Annotated in this window: 18 protein-coding genes and 1 riboswitch; of the genes, 9 read left to right on the top strand and 9 right to left on the bottom strand. The window is 38.0% G+C overall.

The window, feature by feature from the left end; genetic code table 11:
- Nucleotides 1-1,021: polyamine aminopropyltransferase (locus ACQVV1_RS20060; RefSeq protein ID WP_431169426.1), on the top strand; the 1,021-nt coding region annotated here is incomplete at its 5' end.
- A 27-nt stretch (nt 1,022-1,048) separates the two neighbouring features.
- Entirely contained in the window at nt 1,049-1,420 is a 372-nt protein-coding gene (speD, locus tag ACQVV1_RS20055; RefSeq protein ID WP_242254955.1) for an adenosylmethionine decarboxylase, read from the top strand.
- A 110-nt stretch (nt 1,421-1,530) separates the two neighbouring features.
- Here speD and ACQVV1_RS20050 read toward each other — a convergent pair whose 3' ends face one another.
- From ACQVV1_RS20050 to ACQVV1_RS20040, 3 genes are read right to left on the bottom strand one after another with little or no spacing between them, the layout of a single operon-like run.
- Nucleotides 1,531-1,848, bottom strand: a complete 318-nt coding sequence (locus tag ACQVV1_RS20050) for a PTS sugar transporter subunit IIA (RefSeq protein ID WP_242254958.1) — start codon at nt 1,846-1,848, stop codon at nt 1,531-1,533.
- Between the two features lie 9 nt (nt 1,849-1,857).
- Nucleotides 1,858-3,159, bottom strand: coding sequence for a PTS cellobiose transporter subunit IIC (celB, locus tag ACQVV1_RS20045; protein WP_242254973.1), 1,302 nt, complete (start codon nt 3,157-3,159; stop codon nt 1,858-1,860).
- A 14-nt stretch (nt 3,160-3,173) separates the two neighbouring features.
- Nucleotides 3,174-3,476 (bottom strand): PTS sugar transporter subunit IIB, encoded by a 303-nt coding sequence (locus tag ACQVV1_RS20040; RefSeq protein WP_063221820.1) that lies wholly within the window; start codon nt 3,474-3,476, stop codon nt 3,174-3,176.
- Between the two features lie 224 nt (nt 3,477-3,700).
- Here ACQVV1_RS20040 and ACQVV1_RS20035 point away from each other — a divergent pair, with 224 nt between their 5' ends.
- From ACQVV1_RS20035 to ACQVV1_RS20025, 3 genes are all read left to right on the top strand, one after another.
- Nucleotides 3,701-4,918, top strand: coding sequence for a dicarboxylate/amino acid:cation symporter (locus ACQVV1_RS20035; protein ID WP_063221821.1), 1,218 nt, complete (start codon nt 3,701-3,703; stop codon nt 4,916-4,918).
- Between the two features lie 226 nt (nt 4,919-5,144).
- Entirely contained in the window at nt 5,145-6,302 is a 1,158-nt protein-coding gene (locus tag ACQVV1_RS20030) for an acyltransferase (protein WP_242254974.1), read from the top strand.
- 42 nt (nt 6,303-6,344) lie between these two features.
- Complete coding sequence (locus tag ACQVV1_RS20025; RefSeq protein WP_063221823.1) at nt 6,345-6,725, top strand: VOC family protein; 381 nt, start codon at nt 6,345-6,347, stop codon at nt 6,723-6,725.
- 39 nt (nt 6,726-6,764) lie between these two features.
- Here ACQVV1_RS20025 and ACQVV1_RS20020 read toward each other — a convergent pair whose 3' ends face one another.
- Nucleotides 6,765-8,765 carry a YhgE/Pip family protein gene (locus ACQVV1_RS20020; protein ID WP_431169425.1) on the bottom strand — a complete coding sequence of 667 codons (2,001 nt, stop codon included), beginning with the start codon at nt 8,763-8,765 and terminating at the stop codon, nt 6,765-6,767.
- Between the two features lie 135 nt (nt 8,766-8,900).
- On the opposite strand from ACQVV1_RS20020, the gene ACQVV1_RS20015 reads away from it, so the two are divergent.
- Nucleotides 8,901-9,785: a LysR family transcriptional regulator gene (locus tag ACQVV1_RS20015; RefSeq protein ID WP_063221825.1), complete on the top strand. Its 885-nt coding sequence runs from the start codon at nt 8,901-8,903 to the stop codon at nt 9,783-9,785.
- A 46-nt stretch (nt 9,786-9,831) separates the two neighbouring features.
- Here the strand turns inward: ACQVV1_RS20015 and ACQVV1_RS20010 are convergent, their stop codons facing one another.
- Nucleotides 9,832-10,917, bottom strand: coding sequence for a transcriptional regulator (locus ACQVV1_RS20010; protein ID WP_309259519.1), 1,086 nt, complete (start codon nt 10,915-10,917; stop codon nt 9,832-9,834).
- A 91-nt stretch (nt 10,918-11,008) separates the two neighbouring features.
- The gene (locus ACQVV1_RS20005) at nt 11,009-11,158 is read right to left on the bottom strand and encodes a hypothetical protein (RefSeq protein WP_002174240.1); all 150 of its coding nucleotides are present in this window, start codon (nt 11,156-11,158) and stop codon (nt 11,009-11,011) included.
- A gap of 253 nt (nt 11,159-11,411) precedes the next feature.
- Here ACQVV1_RS20005 and cydA point away from each other — a divergent pair, with 253 nt between their 5' ends.
- The gene (cydA, locus tag ACQVV1_RS20000) at nt 11,412-12,767 is read left to right on the top strand and encodes a cytochrome ubiquinol oxidase subunit I (protein ID WP_431169424.1); all 1,356 of its coding nucleotides are present in this window, start codon (nt 11,412-11,414) and stop codon (nt 12,765-12,767) included.
- Nucleotides 12,760-13,785 carry a cytochrome d ubiquinol oxidase subunit II gene (locus ACQVV1_RS19995; RefSeq protein ID WP_098557032.1) on the top strand — a complete coding sequence of 342 codons (1,026 nt, stop codon included), beginning with the start codon at nt 12,760-12,762 and terminating at the stop codon, nt 13,783-13,785. The genes cydA and ACQVV1_RS19995 overlap by 8 nt, the downstream gene beginning before the upstream one ends.
- A 44-nt stretch (nt 13,786-13,829) precedes the next feature.
- Here ACQVV1_RS19995 and ACQVV1_RS19990 read toward each other — a convergent pair whose 3' ends face one another.
- Complete coding sequence (locus ACQVV1_RS19990; RefSeq protein WP_242254984.1) at nt 13,830-13,982, bottom strand: hypothetical protein; 153 nt, start codon at nt 13,980-13,982, stop codon at nt 13,830-13,832.
- 189 nt (nt 13,983-14,171) lie between these two features.
- Between ACQVV1_RS19990 and ACQVV1_RS19985 the strand changes: the two genes are divergently transcribed.
- Entirely contained in the window at nt 14,172-15,530 is a 1,359-nt protein-coding gene (locus tag ACQVV1_RS19985) for an arsenic transporter (RefSeq protein ID WP_063221829.1), read from the top strand.
- Between the two features lie 101 nt (nt 15,531-15,631).
- On the opposite strand, the gene thiC is transcribed toward ACQVV1_RS19985, so the two are convergent.
- Both thiC and lldP read right to left on the bottom strand, forming a co-directional pair.
- Entirely contained in the window at nt 15,632-17,392 is a 1,761-nt protein-coding gene (gene thiC / locus ACQVV1_RS19980) for a phosphomethylpyrimidine synthase ThiC (RefSeq protein ID WP_242254986.1), read from the bottom strand.
- Between the two features lie 114 nt (nt 17,393-17,506).
- Nucleotides 17,507-17,622, bottom strand: a riboswitch (TPP riboswitch).
- A 71-nt stretch (nt 17,623-17,693) separates the two neighbouring features.
- Nucleotides 17,694-19,355 (bottom strand): L-lactate permease, encoded by a 1,662-nt coding sequence (gene lldP / locus ACQVV1_RS19975; RefSeq protein ID WP_309259521.1) that lies wholly within the window; start codon nt 19,353-19,355, stop codon nt 17,694-17,696.
- Nucleotides 19,356-19,483 lie beyond the last annotated feature (128 nt).

Here is a 19,483-nt window from a genome sequence, read left to right as displayed (position 1 = left end):
AGACAATCAGGACAAGCAAGACAATCAGGACAAGCAAGACAATCAGGACAAGCAAGACAATCAGGACAAGCAAGACAATCAGGACAAGCAAGTACAATCGGAAAGTGTAGTCATAGTTCCCACAGATTCACACAGCTTAGATGTGTGGGATGAAATTTCTTTAAAGGAAATACAAACTGGTGAACATACAAATTTATTTGCGGAACAAAGCAATTATCAAAATATTACTTTGTTACAAGTAAGCGATATCCGTTTATATTTGGACAAGCAACTACAATTTAGTTCCGTCGATGAGCAAATTTATCATGAAGCACTTGTACATCCAATTATGTCAAAAGTAATTGATCCAAAACGTGTTCTCATATTAGGTGGTGGCGATGGTCTTGCTTTACGAGAAGTTTTGAAATATGAAACTGTACTACATGTGGATCTTGTTGACTTAGATGGATCGATGATTGATATGGCTCGTAATGTTCCTGAATTAGTTTCTTTAAACAAAAGCGCATTTTTTGATAATCGTGTAAATACACACGTATGTGATGCAAAAGAGTTTCTCAGTACTCCTTCCTCTTTATACGATGTAATCATTATTGATTTTCCAGACCCAGCGACAGAGTTGTTAAGTACTTTATATACAAGCGAACTTTTTGCTCGTATAGCTACATTCTTAACAGAAGACGGCGCGTTCGTCTGCCAATCTAATTCACCTGCTGATGCGCCTCTAGTATATTGGAGTATCGGTAACACAATTGAACATGCTGGATTAACTGTGAAAAGTTATCATACAATCGTTCCTTCTTTCGGAACTGACTGGGGATTTCATATTGCCGCTAATTCTGCTTATGTACTCGATCAAATTGAGCAATTATACGTAGTGCCATCTCCTCGAACATTACCTTCTCTTCTTTCTCCTTTATTTCAATTTAAAGAAGAACATTTAGAACAACGTAATCTCGCTCTTTTAAACTCAGAATCGAATCTGATCCTACATGAATGTTACAAACAGGAAATGGAGTTTTAACGATATTATGGTAAGGAGTGCTATTTTATGGAATATTCTACTTTCGGTAAGCATATAATAGTAGATTTGTGGGGAGTGGATTCTCCCCTATTAGATGATATTTACTTTTTAGAACATCATTTAGTTACCGCTGCAGATCAATCTGGTGCGCACGTTTTAAACGTAAGTAAAAAAAAATTCCAGCCTTATGGCGTTACTGTATTAATTTTGCTATCAGAAAGCCACCTTTCTATTCACACTTATCCTGAAAAAAACTTTGCCGCCATTGATTGTTATACGTGCGGTACAACCGTTGAACCGCAAATAGCAATTGATTATATCGTAAGTATATTAAAACCAAATGAGATGCATATAAAAAAACTAATTCGTGGTATAGGAGAGATTGTAAATACCGATTAAATATCACTCTTACTCATTTGTAAAAAGGAGGGTTGTAAATACCATCAGTGGGACGAACCCTCCACTGATGGTACAGACGTATACATAAAAAAACCTTGCATACGCAAGGTTCATTCGGTCGCTAACATCTTCCTATATAATTCTACAAATTCACTCGCTAATTCCTTCACCGTAATCGCGTTCATTAAATGATCTTGCGCGTGCACCATTAGAAGAGTAACTTCGGTCTTTTCACCACCAGCTTCTTTCTGTATGAGCTCCGTTTGTACACGGTGCGCCTCTTTTAATTCCTCTAACGCTTCTTGTAATTTTGCTTCTGCTTCTGTAAACTCTCCACGCTTTGCACAATCAATTGCTTCCATTGAACAACTTCTCGCATTTCCCCCATGCAAAATTAAATGAAAAGCTTTCGTCTCTATCGTATCCATTTTAGTTCTTTACTCCCCCTTTTCTTCCGCTACCTTTTGTTTATCCCATATTTTTAAGAACGGTAAATAAATGAAGAATGCAAGCGCAAAGTTAACAAGTTGTAAAACAACGCCTGAAATTTTCCCGCCCGATCCTAAATATCCACTAAATAGAATTGGTGTCGTCCAAGGTACAGCAGCTCCACTCGGCCGAGCTACCCATCCCCATTCCATTGCAAAGTAAGAAACAATTGTTAACACAACTGGAACCAATATAAATGGAATTAATAAAATTGGGTTCATTACAATCGGCATACCAAAAGTTACCATCTCATTAATATTAAATATGCCAGGCGCAATTGACAATCTCCCTAAACTTTTTAATTGCTGACTTCGCGCAAATAGTAACATTCCTACAACTAAAGCGAGTGTTGCACCGGAACCGCCCATATAAATCCATAAATCAAAAAACTGTGCGGTAATCGTATTTGGTACATCTTGCCCTGCTTGAAAAGCAACTCGATTTTGATCCATTAACGACAACCAAACGGGGCTCATTACACCACCAACAATAGTAGCACCATGAATTCCACACGACCAAAGAACATGAACGAGAATAACTGCTATTATTGCGCCCCAAAGACTAGCACCAAGTACACTAAGTGGTTCCTGTAAAATTTGCCCTACAATATTATGGATACTGCCAAAAGAAGTATTTTCTATAATTAAGCGTAAAATCCAAATAACCGTTACAACAATAAATCCTGGAACAAGTGCCGCAAATGAACGCGTCACAGCTGGTGGAACTGTCTCTGGCATCTTTATAATTATCTTTTTTTGTACAATAAACCGATAAAGTTCAGTAGATATAAGTGCAATAATCATTGCTACAAACAACCCTTGGCTTCCCATTAATGCTGCTGGGATAGCACCTTCTACAAGTACACTCTCTTTTGTACTTGGTATAATATATGCGACTTGAAATGGCGTCGCAAGTAAAAACGTCACAAGCGACAATGCCCCAGATGCTAAAGCATCCACTTTATAATACTCCCCAAGCCTGTAAGCGATTCCAAAAACAGCTATTAAAGCCATTATATTAAAAGTTGCACTAACTGGATACCCCAAAGCCCTCTGCCAATTCTCCCCAAACAAACTTGCCATAAAATCATTGTATCCTGGTATTGGTAAAGCACTAATAATAAGAAAAAATGATCCAATAATTAAGAAAGGCATCGTCAAAATAATTCCATCACGAATCGCTTGCAAATGCCTCTGCTCTGCAACCTTCCCTGCTATCGGCATCACATACTTTTCTAAAAACCGTATCATCTATCCCACTCTCCTCATGGTTTCATTGACAAAGCTGCTTGTAAGATAGCTTCTCCATTACAAAGCCCGTAATGGACAGATTGAATGACATCAACGGGTATCCCTTTCTCCTTACATAATTCTTTCATTTTCGGTAATAAATAACGTACTTGCGGTCCAAGTAGCAGTACATCCGCTTCATCAATGTGGCTATTTACTTCAGAACCTGATACTGCCCAAATCTTCACCTCTATCCCTCTTGCCTCTGCTGCTTTCTCCATTTTTGTAACAATCAAACTGGAAGACATTCCCGCTGCACAGCAAAGCAAAATATTCATCTCGCTTCCCTCCCCCTTGTTCTTAACCTAAGTTATAGTGCACCCCTTGCCACTACTAGGTTACAAATATATATGTCTAGATTTCCTGCTGTATGCCGAGCTTAAAAACAAAAATTTCTCGGTTTTCACGCTATTCCATCTATCAGTATTCTTCTAGTAAAGAAGGCTCTAACTCGATATAATGATTCAGTATGATTTTTTATAATTGATAGGAGGATATATTTATGAAGGCATATCGCTTTCCACTTATTTTATTATCTTCTATCCTAATTGGTGGTTTCATTGGTTATTTCATGGGTGCCGATGCAGTTGCTTTAAAGCCGCTTGGTGACATTTTCTTAAACTTAATGTTTACGATTGTTGTACCGTTAGTGTTCTTTAGCATCGCATCATCTATTGCTAATATGGATGGATTAAAACGTTTCGGTAAAATTATGTCTAGTATGGCTGGGACTTTCTTATTTACAAGTATTTTAGCTGCTATTTTTATGATTATTGTCGTGAAAGTATTCCCGCCAGCACAAGGTGTTGTATTAGAACTAACACAACCTGACAAGGCTGACAAAGCTGTTAGTGTTGCTGATCAAATTGTTGGTATTCTAACAGTATCTGACTTCTCAAAGTTACTATCTCGTGAAAATATGTTAGCACTTATTTTCTTCTCTATCTTAATGGGAATTGCAACTTCAGCAGTTGGTGAAAAAGGAAAACCATTCGCTACATTCCTACAAGCTGGTGCAGAAATTTCAATGAAAGTTGTATCTTTCATTATGTACTACGCTCCAATCGGACTTGCTGCTTACTTCGCAGCATTAGTTGGTGAATTCGGACCACAACTTCTTGGAACTTATTTCCGAGCAGCAATGGTATACTATCCAGCATCTCTAATTTACTTCTTTGTATTCTTCACGTTCTATGCATACCTTGCAGGTCGCAAACAAGGTGTTCAAATCTTTTGGAAGAACATGGTCTCTCCTACAGTTACATCACTTGCAACTTGTAGTAGTGCTGCTAGTATTCCAGCGAACTTAGAAGCAACGAAGAAAATGGGTATCTCTTCTGACGTTCGTGAAACAGTTGTCCTTCTTGGATCTACACTTCATAAAGACGGCTCTGTTTTAGGTGGCGTATTAAAAATTGCTTTCTTATTCGGTATTTTCAACATGGAATTCGAAGGACCAAAAACATTGGCAATCGCACTTGTTGTTTCTCTATTAGTAGGAACAGTAATGGGCGCTATTCCAGGCGGCGGTATGATTGGTGAAATGTTAATCGTTTCTCTATACGGCTTCCCGCCAGAAGCATTACCAATTATCGCAGCAATTAGTACAATCATTGATCCTCCTGCAACGATGTTAAACGTAACAGCAGATAACGCTTGTGCCGTAATGACAGCTCGCCTTGTAGAAGGTAAGAACTGGATCAAAAACAAATTTGCTTAATAGATAGAAAGAGGATGCCCATTTGGAGCATCCTCTTTTTGTCGTTATTTGTTAATAAGTCGATATCCTTTGTCGACACGTCGGTATATCGAAAAAATCGTTGATATATTTGAAGTTATAATAGATATATCCTCTTGCCACAAATTTGTTAAAATCTTCACAAATATTCCACATCCATTATCCTTACTCCGTACTATAATCATGTATGGAAAAGGAGATGGACATAATGACTCAAAGCGCACCAGAATTTAAAGTTTTGCAAAGCATTGCATTCCTTGCTGTTGTTTTGCAAAGTTCCTTATTATATACAATGAATCAAGGAAATGTTTTACTTGAGCAATCCCTCATTATGGGCATGCTATTCAACCTTGCAAAATTTTCAGCACCTGCATTCATATTTATCGTCGGCTTTCATTTAATTCGACAATATACGAAGCAACTAGCCTACACAGAATATATTTATGAAAAAGCCGCACATTTACTCATTCCTTATTTCTTCTGGTCTATTCTTTACTTATTAACAACAAACGATATGATTACAATACAAAGCGGAATAAAAAGTGTATTACTCGGAACAGCCGCACCCCATCTTTGGTACGTAATTATGATGTTCCAAATTCACTTATTGTTTCCTTTACTGTGCACACTATTTTATTGGTTTCAAAAACGAACGGAAAATAAAAAAGACATATATAAATATATGACCATCTTTGCTTGTCTATATTTCCTATTAATGTGGTATTCTTCGCACTACATTTTTAATGGAGAGAAATTAACTAGCTCAACTATTTTACATTATACAGATCGTTCCTTCTTCTTCTACTCATTCTATTTCGTCATGGGAGGAATCGCTGCTGTCGCATTAAAAACGTGGCGTTTATTTGTCATGAAACATATCCCGCTTATCACAATATTATTTTTCATCTTATTTTTATTCATCAATTATGAGTTATTTAGTTTTTACGGAGCAAACTCTATTCATTTAACCGTTTCGACTTATTTAAAACCATCTATGTTTTTATATATCGTATGCGAAATTATCATACTTTACGTGCTATCTATTACAATCGTGCAGCGACGTGGTTTCTTGTATAAAGCTTTACGATTTATCGGGAATTACACGTATGGTGCTTATTTAGCTCACTTTTTCTTCCTGCAACTATGTACAAAATTTCTTTCTTTATTCACACTGCAAGAAAACACAGTATTATATAGCCTATTATTATTTACAATCACAGCCACAATCTCGATTTCAGCAATGGTCATTTGCAGTACACTACCACTTCATACGTGGATTACAGGACCTTCTCCTACAACAAATATGAAATGGGCGAAGATCGTACTTCGGAAACATCACAAAAAAGTATGCAAACCATATCTTTGATATAATAGAATTCCATACAAGAAAAGAAAGTAGGATACACCTATGATTAATCAAATTGGACAAATTATGTTATATGTAAATAATCAAGATGAAGCCGTACAATTTTGGACTGAGACAGTAGGATTCCAAATTATTGCGGAAGAAAATAACGGACAAGGGTTTCGCTGGATTGAAATTGCGCCAGCAAAAGAAGCAGGAACAAGCATCGTCCTTCACGATAAAGCGTTAATTGCGAAGATGCAGCCTGAATTAAACTTAGGTACTCCTTCACTTATGTTCTTCGCTAATAACTTGGATCAACTGTATAAAGATCTTTCTGAGAAAGGTGTTACAGTTGGACAAGTTGTAGATTTACCTACTGGTAGAGCATTTAACTTTGCTGATCATGAAAATAATTACTTTGCGGTAATGGAACGCAAATAAAAAGAAGCTATCCGAAAAAATCGGATAGCTTCTTTCAATTTAAGAAACTTGTTCTGCATTCGTTTCTCTATGCTGTATATGACTCGTAATCCAAGCAATTCCGCCAGCAACCACGAGGTAACATAACAATATTAAAATTTGCATTTGTAATTGCGACCAATCTCCTAAAGAGATAACATCTTGTAATCCTCTAAGAGAATGAGACATTGGAAGAAACTGTCCGATTTTGCTAAGAACAGCTATATTTAATTCTCCCGGGAAGGTACCTCCACTCGTCGCTAATTGCAGGACAAGAAGCGTTACTGCTAAGAACTTTCCAACAAGACCAAAAACCGTTACTAGCATAAGAATAAATGTCATGAACGTAAAGGAAATAACAATACTTGATAAAACAAAAAGCGGCACACTTGCAACTTCTAATTTCATAACTCCTAGCACAACCACATCCACTAGTAATGCTTGAATAAGTCCAATTAAATATACCAACCCTAGTTTATTAATAAAGTGTACCGTTCCGCTTACTTTCATATTTTGTCTACGACCAAGCGGTAAAATATTCGATGCCATAATTCCGCCAACATAAAATGCAAGGGATAAGAAATATGGCGCAATACCTGAACCGTAGTTAGGTACGTCAGAAACTGTTGACTTCACTAATTGAACTGGCTCTGAGAACATCGTATTGCGTGCATCATCATTGCGAACATCCGCTATCTTCTCTGCGCCCTCTCCCAATTTCGTAGAAAGTTCTTTCGCACCATCGTCAAGTTTAACAAGTCCATTCGTTAACTTCCCAGCACCATGATTCAGCTCTGTTCCGCCACTCGCAAGGTGATTTACACCTTCTTGTAATGATGTAAATCCATTTTCCCATTTCGTAAATCCATCAGCTACATTCGAAGCACCATCTGCTATCTTTTTCGTTCCAGCAGTAGCTTCATTTAACTTAACTCCGAATGTATTCATACCTTCTTCAATCTTATGCTGACCATTCGCAAGCTTCTTCGCACCTTGTGTCAATTGTTGTTGGCCACCATTTAAAGCGTTTGTTGCTTTAGCTAATCCATTAGAAGTAGCAACGAGCTTTTGAAAAGCAGGATCTTGCTGCACTTCCGGATGACTTTTCACGTACGCTTCTAATTGTTGTTTTACACTATTAGCTGCATCATCCGCTTTTACTTGCCCTTCAGCAAGCTTCTCACTTCCATTCACCCATTCATTTGTACCAGCACTTAATTCACTAACTCCTGATTGTAATGTTTTTTCACCTTGCGCTAATAACTCCATACCACTATGAAGTGATGTCGCTCCTTTACTCAGCTCGTTTGCTCCCCCAATTAAAGCTGATTGGCTAGACGCAAGCTTGTCACTTCCTTCTTTCACTTTTGATGTCCCGTCACTTAAACGATGAATACCATCTGCAAGCTCATTTGCTCCATTTCTTGCATCTGTCGTTCCTTCGTGTAACTTCTCAGCAACATTACTTGCATCATTCAATCCTTGTGCTAAGTCTTGAAACTTTGAAAAGACACCTTCTGTATAAGATTTCGTAATACTATTTGAGATTTTTGTTTTCATATTTTCGACAGCTGTCGTTCCAATTTGCGCTGCTACAAAGTTTTTACCTGGATTTACTTTGTACTGAAGCTGCGCTGGCTCTGGTTTCTCATCCATAAGCGTACTTACCTTTTTAGAGAAATCCTCTGGAATCGTAACAACCATATAATACTTATCTTCTTTTAGCCCTTCATCAGCATTTTTTTCTGATACGAAATGAAAAGCTAATTCCTTATTCTCTTTTAAATTTTTTACAAAATCGTCTCCTGCATGAATTGTTTTATCATCCATCGCAGCACCCTTATCTAAATTTACAATCGCAACAGGTAATTTATCTAATCGTCCGTATGGATCCCAATATCCAGCTAAGAAGAATCCTGAATAAATTAAAGGAACGATTAATAAAAAAATTAAAGCGATACGTCCATGTTTATGGTGCCACATCGCTTTCCAATCTTTAAATATAAGTTGAATTCCCTTCATGAAACATACTCCTTCTCCTAATTTAACACCATTAGAATGGTTTAACAGATTTACTATACACGTCTATTTTCATACTGTATAATACATCTTTAATTATCAATTCATTCCTTTTGGTCTATAGAAAGGAGAGTCAAAATGGAACTTCTTCAACTAAAATACTTTCAGACAGTCGCACGATTAGAGCATATGACAAAAGCTGCTGAAGAATTGCATATTGCGCAACCTTCGCTCAGCAAAACAATTGCTAGGTTAGAAAAGGACTTAGGCGTCCCGTTATTTGATCGCCAAGGTCGACAGATTACGTTAAACTCTTTTGGGAAAGTATTTTTAAAACGAGTAGAGCGTATTTTTCATGAATTAAGTGAAGGCGAAAGAGAAATTAAAGATTTAGCTGAATTACAACAAAGCTCTATTACACTGGCAGTTTCTATTCCGAGAATATTACCAGAACTACTCGGTTCTTTTTTACTAGAACATCCTAACGTTCGATTCCAGCAATTTCTCGCATCTACTCCTTCTATGAAACGCCAACTAGATAATATAGAAATCGACTTTTGCATTTCTTCTGTGCCAATTGAAGGCGAGGAAATTATTTGGGAACCACTTATTACGGAAGAAATTTTCTTAGTCGTCCCTTCAGGTCATCGTTTATCAGGCCGCGAAAGTATCCATCTGCATGAAGTAAAAGACGAACCATTTATTAGTATGAACACTGGTTACGGTTTTCGGCACTTAACGGATGAATTTTGTAAAGAAGCTGGTTTCACGCCCCATATCGCTTTTGAAGTAGATGAACCAACCGTGATTAGTGACCTTATTAAGCAAGGTCTCGGCATCGCCTTTGTCCCAAGTTTAACTTTATTAAAAAACTCTACTTTAGCATTAAATAAGTTACGTATTATTGAACCAAATTGTAAGCGAACCATCGGCTTAAGTTGGTCGAAGAAACGCTACTTATCGAAAACTGCTCAGCAATTTCGTAAATTTGTGATTGAATACTTCTCCAATATTAGGACGTAAATTATATCAATAAATAAAAGGTGCCATTCCCATAGGATGGCACCTTTTATTTATTACTCTTCTCTAATTCCATTTCTGCTAAAAGTGGCAATACGTTATCGAAAATATGCGTATTATTATGTTCGCCTGTTACATATCCACCGTAATATCTACTAAATACGTTGTCATTTCGGAATGTGGCCATATGATCATACAATTCCTTCGCAAACTTTGTATCACCTGTTTGTAGTACGTACAAAATCGTTAATCCGTAAGCGGCTGGCGATTCATACTTCACAGTTTGTTTTCCCGTTTCTAAATTGTAACGACCGTATAGCTTTCCATCCTCCTGGAATTTTTTCTTTATAAATGCCAAGTAAGCATCTGATGAAAGACCACCTAAACTACGATGATATGCAACGTATGATTGGTCAATAAGATTCACTTCTTTATCGTACGTAAAAGTACCATCTTCTTTATACTCTTTCGGGAATGCCCAGCCATGCCTTGGGTAATCCGCTAAAAATTGAACCACGTCCTGATATTGCTGATCAGAAACTTTCCCGTACTTTTTCATATACGAGAATGCGTGCGGATTTATGTATGATGTAGTTGCAAAATTATTTTGTTTCCCTGCATCTACATCATAATAATCAACGTAATAATTATCTTTCTTATTATAACGAATTACAGCGTCACTCAATTGATCTGCCAAGTTTTTATAACGCTCTTCCTTGTACATTTCATAAGCGCGATATAATTGTTCTATAATACGAAGATCATCTATAAGTGCATTTGTAGCTGACTGCATTTCTCCCTTTTCAGAGATTTTCCATAAAACAATTTGGTCCTTATGTACAAAGTTATTTTGAATAACCTTAACTTGTTCATCGAATAACGCTTGATCGTCTTTATCCAATGTATATTGTAGCCACAATCCTGCCGATTCTGATAAAGCTTCACGGCCCTTCGCTTCACCCGTACCTGCCTTTGTATCCCCTAAACGATAAGTAGCAAGCGTCCCATTTTCATTTACCATATGTCTTAAGATAAAATGTTCCGTACGGTTTCCTTGCAAAGCTGACCAAAATACAATTCCACCTAAAGCGATTAAGAGAATAACTCCAATCCCTATATATACACGTTTCCGCAATCTTTTCACCTCCCTAATAAGGCTAGCCTTAATTTTACCAGAACATACGTAAAATTAAAAAAGACAATCTATTAGATTGTCTCCCGTACCTCTATCCCTCACAAGCCTCTTTAGAAGGTCTATATAGCGATTCCACGAGTCGATCATACTCACGACGCGTAATCTCTTTATTATACAGCTTCAATAATAAATCTCTATGCTCTTTTGAAAATGCCATCTTTTTAATGACTTCAGGATACATAAAACATCCTCTCCATTTCACATAAACTTCTTCATCCCAAAAACAGAACTTATGTTCGCATAAAAGATTATAAAATATTCTTTACTAAAAAACAAACAAAATATTATTAAACATTAATTTCTTTCTGTTTAGAATATTCAAACATTATATTACCATATCCACTTTTTAAATACATATATATTTTTGGTAGTTTTTTTGAATAAATCTTCCAATTCAATCAGAAAATAATGGCAAAAAGAAGAGGAGTTTACATATGGATACGGTAACATTAGCAAGAGCATTTTTTGGTTCTTCACTAGCATTCCACATTATCTTTGCAACACTTGGTGTCGGGCTTTCATTGATGATTTTTATAAGTGAAATACTCTTTCACTGGAAGAAAAATTCCGACTACGCCATTATGGCGAAAAGATGGACAAAAGCATTTGCCATCCTTCTTGGTGTAGCAATTCCAACTGGAACAATTGTTGGTGTGCAAATCTCACTTCTTTGGCCTGGTTTTGCCAAAATTGTTGGGCAGGTTATTTCTGTTCCTTTTCAAATTGAGATTTTCGCCTTCTTTTTAGAGGCTTTGTTCATGTCCATTTATGTATATGCAGCTGACAAACTACCTCCATTCATGAGATTAATCTCGCTATTCTTCGTCATGATTGGTGCCACGGCATCCGCCGTGCTTATTACATCAGCAAATACATGGATGAATACACCTGCGGGCTTTTCAATGGGACCAGATGGATCAGTTTTTAACGTTGATCCGTGGAAAGCTTTCTTTAATCCAAGTTTTGGCACAAGCGCATTTCATGTTGTTATTACTGCCTATGCAACTGGAGCTGCCGTCATTGCCTCTATCGCTGGATTTAAATTATTAAAGAAGAATTTAAGTAAACGCGAAATTGCTTATCATAAAAAGGGGCTTCTGTTAGGACTCGTCGTGACATTTATTACAGGCGCTACGATGTGGCTTTCGGGACACGAATCGGCAATTGCCTTACATAAGCATTCCCCTGAAAAACTAGCATCTGCTGAAGCTTTATTTGAAACGACATCGCATGCACCGTTATCAATTGGCGGAGTTGTAGATCCTAACACACTTGAACTAAACTATGCACTAGAAATTCCGAACATGCTCAGCCTACTAGTGGGACTAGATCCTAGCACTGTCGTAAAAGGTCTAAAAGAATTCCCACAAGAAACATGGCCACCATTTTACACACATACACTATTTAACTTAATGGTCGGCACCGCTGCCTTTACCTTTGCAGTTGCAGCAATCGCCCTCTTATATTGGTACTTTGTTTACCGAAAAAAAGGAGCAGAATTACCGAAGTGGCTTCTTTGGGGAACTGCCGCATGTGGACCGGTTATGTTGCTCGGTATTGAATTCGGGTGGATTTTCAGCTGTAGCGGTCGTCAACCGTGGACCATTTATGGTATGCAACGTACAGTTGACGCTTCTACACGCGCCGATTTCGTCGGTCCTTTATTTATTCTATTCATCATTTTATATATTGGACTCGGTATTTTAACAGTTTTTGTGCTACGGACATTCTTTAAGAAACATCCGCTTACAAATGATTTACATCACGAAGGAGGCGATTCTCGTGCATGAGGAAAGTATTGCAATCATCATCTTATGGGCTCTTATTTTCGTATACAGTATATTAGGGTCCATCGATTTTGGAGCAGGTTTTTGGGGCATGGTATACGCAAAACATCCAACGCTCGCTGCCAAGCTTGCCAATCGATACTTATCACCAACTTGGGAAGTAACAAATACGTTTCTCGTCTTTGTCGTTGTCGCATTTCTTGGCTTCTTTCCTAAAGCAGCCTTTACCCTTGCGACAGTAATGTTCGTACCCGTTATGTTAATTTTAGTACTCGTGGCAATTCGCAGTACATTTATGGTATTTGCTTATTCTCTGCCGAAGTACCAACACCTTCTTCGTATTATTTCAGGTATTACAGGGCTCTTAATTCCAGCTCTATTAATTACTGTTTTACCCGTTACAGAAGGTGCCTATATTACAATGTCTGAGGGAAAAGAAGTACTCCTGTATGGAAAACTTCTTTCTAGTCCTGTTATTTATTGTTATATGCTCTTCGGACTAACTTCGGAACTATTTCTATCTTCTCTCTTTCTTGCTGATTTTGCGAGAGAACAAGGTTCAGAAGATGCATATAAAATTTATAGAAGAAACGCTATCATCCTTGGTCCTGCAACACTCGTTACGGCGATTATCGCACTCGTTGTAATGGATCCGGAAACACACTGGCTTATGCAAGGGCTAATAAAGCAATTCCCATGGTTTACAGTTTCTATCGTTTTATTCGTTATCGGGTACTCTTCTCTTTGGTGGACAAACAAGAAGTACGATACACTAGGATACCCTCGCATTGCCGTCTTAGCAGTCGTCGCTCAATATGCATTTGCAAGTTACGCTTACGGTGTCGCGCATTTACCATATATTATTTATCCTGATGTAACTGTATTTACAAGCTTTACAACGACAGAAACATTCTATGCATTGCTTATTCTATACGCAATTGGAATTGCAATTTTGTTACCAGGATTTATTTTCTTCTGGAATTTATTCTTGAAGGATCGAACTTTTTTGAAGGAAAAATAATGAAGAGTCTGTTCCAAAAGATATTTTGGGATGGACTCCTTTTGTCATGTTTTGTCGGTAAATCGATATATTTTAAAAATCGCTGATATATTTTGAGTTGCGCCGATATTTTCCAATAATCGCTGATATATTTTGAGTTGCGCCAATACATCTCCATAATCACCCATATAAATTTCATTTACTATCTTACTGCCCAACTAATTTATAGACTCCTCTCACAATAGTTATTTCACTAGTAGTGACACTTGTCCTTTAGCTTGAAAAACACATATTCACTTCATTCCATTATATGCCTAGTTCTTCTTATTTTTTGCTGAATATACTATCAATACAGACCTTGAGACAAGCTACATTGGTTTAAGGAAAAGTAGAAAGGTAGGTAAAATATGAGCATTGAAATATGGATTACTATTATTGTATTCTTCTTAACAATGATTGTTGTCTTTTGGCGACCCCGTGGTTTAAATGAGGCGTGGCCGGCAGCAATTGGTGCTGGCATTATCCTGATTACTGGACTTGTATCAAAACCAGACGTCATGGACATTATCAGTAAAATTGGCGGTGCCTCCATAACAATATTAGCGACCATCGTTATGGCGGTTATATTAGAAAGCTTCGGCTTCTTCCACTGGTCCGCAGCGAAACTTGCAAATTTAGCAAAAGGTTCTGGTCGCCGTTTATACTGGTATATTCAATTATTATGTTTTCTTATGACTCTTTTATTTAATAACGACGGTAGTATTTTAATTACAACTCCAATTTTAATTCTTCTCCTAAAAAATCTTCAATTAAAACCCCATCAACAAATCCCTTATTTATTAAGCGGTGCTTTAATCGCTACTGCATCTAGTGCACCAATTGGTGTAAGTAATATCGTAAACTTAATCGCATTAAATATCGTAAATATGACTCTTTATATGCATACTGCTATGATGTTTGTACCTGCAACATTAGGACTATTGTTTATGTCATGGCTTATGTACACAGTTTTAAAGAAAAAACTACCAGAAAGATTACCTGTTTCTTCATATGATATCGAAGAAATGTTCTTCACAAAAAACTTCCATCCATTAAAAGGAAAAAATTCTGTTGATACGAAACAAAAACGGACAAGATTTATGTTGAAAGTATTAGGCTTCGTCTTCCTTATGCGCTGTCTTCTATTCGTCGCATCCTTCTTATCTATCCCAATTGAAATTGTTGCCGTACTCGGCTCACTCGTTCTTCTCATCTGGAGATGGTACTACTTACGAACAAATCCTGTCGACATTTTGAAAAAGACACCGTGGCACATTTTAATTTTCGCCTTCTCTATGTACGTCATTATTTACGGACTTCACAACGCAGGATTAACAACAGCACTTGTAAATTGGCTCGAACCAGTTGTAAGTCAGCATCTACTCTATGCTAGCTTTGCAATGGGCGGACTTGTTTCCCTCCTCTCTAACATCTTCAATAATCACCCTGCACTTATGATTGGTACCATTACGTTAACAGAAATGGGACTAGACCCAGTCACATTAAAAACTATCTATCTCGCAAATATTATCGGTAGTGACATCGGTTCACTATTATTACCAATCGGTACGCTAGCTTCCCTCATTTGGATGTATATACTGAAACAAAACAAAATTAAAGTAAAATGGAAAGACTATTTAAGTGTATCCCTTATCGTTATTCCTCTCACAACAGTCGTCACATTATTCCTCTTATACTACTGGGTACACCTCTTCTTCGCCTTATAAACGACAGAAGCCCCTTTTGCTACCGTCTTAGCAAAGGGGGCTTCTTCTATATTTAAGTTAGGTACTACAGTGTGATCAATCAAGTAAAGAGGTGTAACGTGTTATTGGTATAAATGACTACCAGTGTCTTTAAATTCTTTCGCTTTCTCTTTCATCCCTTTTTCAATTGCTTCTGTCGTTTCTAAATCATTTTCTTTCGCGTATTCACGAATATCATGTGAGATTCTCATACTACAAAACTTCGGTCCACACATGGAACAGAAATGAGCCGTTTTCGCGCCTTCTGCTGGCAATGTTTCATCATGGTACTCCATCGCACGCTCAGGATCTAAAGATAAATTAAATTGATCGCGCCAACGGAATTCAAAACGAGCTTTTGAAAGTGCATCATCACGCTGATGAGCCGTTTTATGCCCTTTCGCAAGATCAGCTGCATGTGCAGCGATCTTGTACGTAATAACCCCCGTGCGAACATCATCTTTATTTGGCAATCCTAAATGTTCTTTCGGCGTTACATAACAAAGCATCGCCGTTCCAAACCAGCCAATCATCGCAGCTCCAATTGCCGATGTAATATGGTCATAACCTGGTGCAATATCTGTCGTTAACGGCCCAAGTGTATAGAACGGCGCGCCCTGACAAATATCAAGCTCTTTCTCCATATTCTCTTTAATTAAATGCATCGGTACATGCCCAGGCCCTTCAATCATCACTTGCACATCATGTTTCCAAGCAATTTTCGTTAATTCACCAAGTGTTTCAAGCTCAGAGAATTGTGCCTCGTCATTTGCATCTGCAATTGAACCTGGACGTAATCCATCTCCGAGAGAGAACGAAACATCATACTGCTTCATAATTTCACAAATCTCTTCAAAATGAGTGTATAGAAAGTTTTCTTTATGATGGAATAAACACCACTGCGCCATAATTGAACCACCGCGTGAAACGATACCCGTCGTACGTTTTGCCGTAATTGGAATGTAACGAAGTAATACTCCGGCATGAATCGTAAAGTAATCCACGCCTTGCTCCGCTTGCTCAATTAACGTATCACGATACACTTCCCACGTTAAATCTTCTGCAATTCCGTTTACTTTTTCCAGTGCTTGATAGATTGGTACAGTTCCAACTGGTACAGGCGCGTTACGAATAATCCACTCACGCGTCGTATGAATATTTTTACCTGTAGATAAATCCATAATCGTATCTGCACCCCAGCGCGTTGCCCACGTCATCTTCTCTACTTCTTCTGCAATAGAAGAAGATACAGCAGAGTTTCCGATATTTGCATTGACCTTCACGTGAAAATTACGCCCGATAATCATCGGTTCTGCTTCCGGATGATTAATATTCGCTGGTAAAATGGCACGACCTTCTGCAATTTCCTTACGAACAAACTCAGGCTCTACGCCTTCACGAATCGCAACGTATTCCATCTCAGACGTAATAATGCCATTACGCGCATAATGCATTTGCGTAACATTTGCACCTTGCTTCGCTCTAAGCGGCTGGCGATCCATTTGCGGGAAAATATGTGTATGTTTCGAAGCCACTTTCACACCGTCATCCTCTGGTTTCACCTCGCGCCCTTCATATGCCTCTACATCCCCGCGCTCTAGAATCCAAGAGTGGCGCGGCGTTGGAATCCCCTTTTCCAGCTCTACTTTATACGCCGGATCCGTATAAGGACCGCTCGTATCATACACACGGATTGGCGGATTTGAGACGCCGTTCGTTTCGCTTTGTTCAATCTCACGCATCGGCACTTTCATACCTGCGCGTGGTCCATCTACATATACTTTCTTACTCCCTGGTAAACTCGATTTCAATTCAATTTGCTCAGCTGAAACAGATTGTTTCATAACCTTTGTTGCCTCCCCTGTTCGTGACAAGGACGAGATATGGCCAGCGTATGCCAAAATAAAAAGAGCCAGGTCCATAAAAAAATAAGGACCTGGCTCATAAAAGACATCATTATGTAAAGCCGTTAACTTCCCTACGCTGGTACGAGCCAGATCAGGTCCAAAGGGTTAAGAAGATCACGCGCTTCTCTCTCAGCCTACGCATACGTTAGGCACCCCTAGTTTATCACTGATTTAATTTTCAATACTTTCCCATCATACACGATAATCTGAAAAATGCAAAGTTTATTTCTTTTGTTACTTATGGAATCATCCACGTTAAATAATATGCCTGTACATACGTCATAATACCAACAATAATTACAAAGAATAAACTATGCTTCACTGTGAAGCGGAATAAATCTGATTCTTTTCCAGCAAGTCCAACTGCCGCACAAGCAATTGCAATTGATTGCGGAGAAATCATTTTTCCTGTTACACCACCCGTTGTATTTGCTGCAACGAGAAGTACTTCAGATACACCAACTTGTTGTGCTGTAATTGCTTGTAGATTTGAGAATAATGCATTCGCTGACGTATCGGAACCTGTTAAGAATACGCCAATCCAGCCTAGGAATGGTGAGAAGAATGGGAATAGTCCGCCAGTTCCTGCTAGTGCTAATGCTAGTGTAGAAGATAGACCAGAATAGTTTGCGATAAATGCAAATCCTAATACGAATCCGATAGATAGAATTGGCATTTTCAATTCGCTTAACGTTTCTTTAAATGTTACTACTGCATCTTTTACACTCATTTTCAAAATAAACATGGAAATGAGACAAGCAATTAAAATCGCTGTTCCAGTTGCTGATAATACATCAAACTTCAAAATTGCCTCGTAAGGCGTCGCTTTATTTACAATAGGCTCTGCCTTCATTACCAAATTATGCAAGCCTGGAATTTCAAACTTAAATACAAGGCTTTCTAACACGCCTCCTGGAGCAAATAATGCTTTAAAGAAACTTTGACTCCAAATAACTACCATAACCGTTAATACGATAAATGGAGACCATGCCTTTACAACTTTTCCTAACGTTAATTTCGGCATCGATGCCGCCGTTGTTGTTGCAGCTACTTCACTATTTGCTTGCCCGGATTGATAGATTTCTTTCGGTTGCCATACTTTTAAGAACAACGATAAACTAACTAAACTTACAAGTGCTGACGTAATATCCGGAAGTTCTGGTCCTAAGAATGTCGCTGTAATGAACTGAGTAATTGCAAACGAACTACCCGCTACAAGTAAAGCAGGCCAAGTCTGTCTTACCCCTTTCAATCCATCCATTAAAAATACGATAAAGAACGGAACAAATAATGATAGAAACGGTAATTGATGTCCAGCCATTTGTCCGATTTTATGTGGATCAATACCTGTTACTTGTCCAGCAACTGTAATCGGAATTCCCATCGCCCCGAACGCTACTGGTGCCGTATTTGCAATTAAACAAAGACCCGCTGCATATAAAGGATTTAACCCAAGGCCTGCCAGAAGTGCTGCCGTAATCGCTACTGGTGCACCAAATCCTGCTGCCCCTTCTAAAAATGCTCCGAATGAAAAACCGATTAAAATAACGAGTAAACGATGGTCATTCGTAATGGATAATACAGATGCACGAATCACATCAAATTGACCTGTTTTCACAGAAATTTTATATAAAAATACCGACATAATGATAATCCAAGCAATTGGCCATAATCCGTATAAGAAACCATATCCGGTCGCTGCCATCGCCATCGTGAACGGCATCTTATAAGCGAATAACGCCACTAAAATTGTAAGTACAACTGTAATAAATCCTGCCACATACCCCTTCATGCGGAAAACTGCTAAAGCTAAGAAAAAAAATATAATCGGAATAAGTGCGACCGCTGCCGAAATCCAAATGTTTCCGAACGGATCATAAACTTGTGTCCATGTGTTCATTGTTCTCTCCCCCTAAAGAATCCCCTTTTAAATAGAATAACCTCATCAGTAGACTATCAGGTCATCATACCTTTAATCCTAAAAATAAAAAAACGTTTAAGAAAACGTTTTCAATAACTTTCATTTAT

Source organism: Bacillus basilensis (assembly GCF_050630465.1).
Lineage (GTDB): Bacteria > Bacillota > Bacilli > Bacillales > Bacillaceae_G > Bacillus_A > Bacillus_A basilensis.
The sequence above is the reverse complement of the archived record's forward strand: the minus strand, read 5'-3'. Positions and strand labels throughout refer to the sequence as shown.

What these genes read in the sequence shown, in the direction of transcription:
- speD (WP_242254955.1), top strand. Translation starts at nt 1,049, where the DNA reads ATGGAATATTCTACTTTCGGTAAGCATATAATAGTAGATTTGTGGGGA.
- ACQVV1_RS20050 (WP_242254958.1), bottom strand. Translation starts at nt 1,848, where the DNA reads ATGGATACGATAGAGACGAAAGCTTTTCATTTAATTTTGCATGGGGGA.
- cydA (WP_431169424.1), top strand. Translation starts at nt 11,412, where the DNA reads ATGGATACGGTAACATTAGCAAGAGCATTTTTTGGTTCTTCACTAGCA.
- ACQVV1_RS20025 (WP_063221823.1), top strand. Translation starts at nt 6,345, where the DNA reads ATGATTAATCAAATTGGACAAATTATGTTATATGTAAATAATCAAGAT.
- ACQVV1_RS20015 (WP_063221825.1), top strand. Translation starts at nt 8,901, where the DNA reads ATGGAACTTCTTCAACTAAAATACTTTCAGACAGTCGCACGATTAGAG.
- ACQVV1_RS20040 (WP_063221820.1), bottom strand. Translation starts at nt 3,476, where the DNA reads ATGAATATTTTGCTTTGCTGTGCAGCGGGAATGTCTTCCAGTTTGATT.
- ACQVV1_RS19985 (WP_063221829.1), top strand. Translation starts at nt 14,172, where the DNA reads ATGAGCATTGAAATATGGATTACTATTATTGTATTCTTCTTAACAATG.
- thiC (WP_242254986.1), bottom strand. Translation starts at nt 17,392, where the DNA reads ATGAAACAATCTGTTTCAGCTGAGCAAATTGAATTGAAATCGAGTTTA.
- ACQVV1_RS20030 (WP_242254974.1), top strand. Translation starts at nt 5,145, where the DNA reads ATGACTCAAAGCGCACCAGAATTTAAAGTTTTGCAAAGCATTGCATTC.
- lldP (WP_309259521.1), bottom strand. Translation starts at nt 19,355, where the DNA reads ATGAACACATGGACACAAGTTTATGATCCGTTCGGAAACATTTGGATT.
- ACQVV1_RS20035 (WP_063221821.1), top strand. Translation starts at nt 3,701, where the DNA reads ATGAAGGCATATCGCTTTCCACTTATTTTATTATCTTCTATCCTAATT.
- ACQVV1_RS20005 (WP_002174240.1), bottom strand. Translation starts at nt 11,158, where the DNA reads ATGTATCCTGAAGTCATTAAAAAGATGGCATTTTCAAAAGAGCATAGA.
- ACQVV1_RS20020 (WP_431169425.1), bottom strand. Translation starts at nt 8,765, where the DNA reads ATGAAGGGAATTCAACTTATATTTAAAGATTGGAAAGCGATGTGGCAC.
- celB (WP_242254973.1), bottom strand. Translation starts at nt 3,159, where the DNA reads ATGATACGGTTTTTAGAAAAGTATGTGATGCCGATAGCAGGGAAGGTT.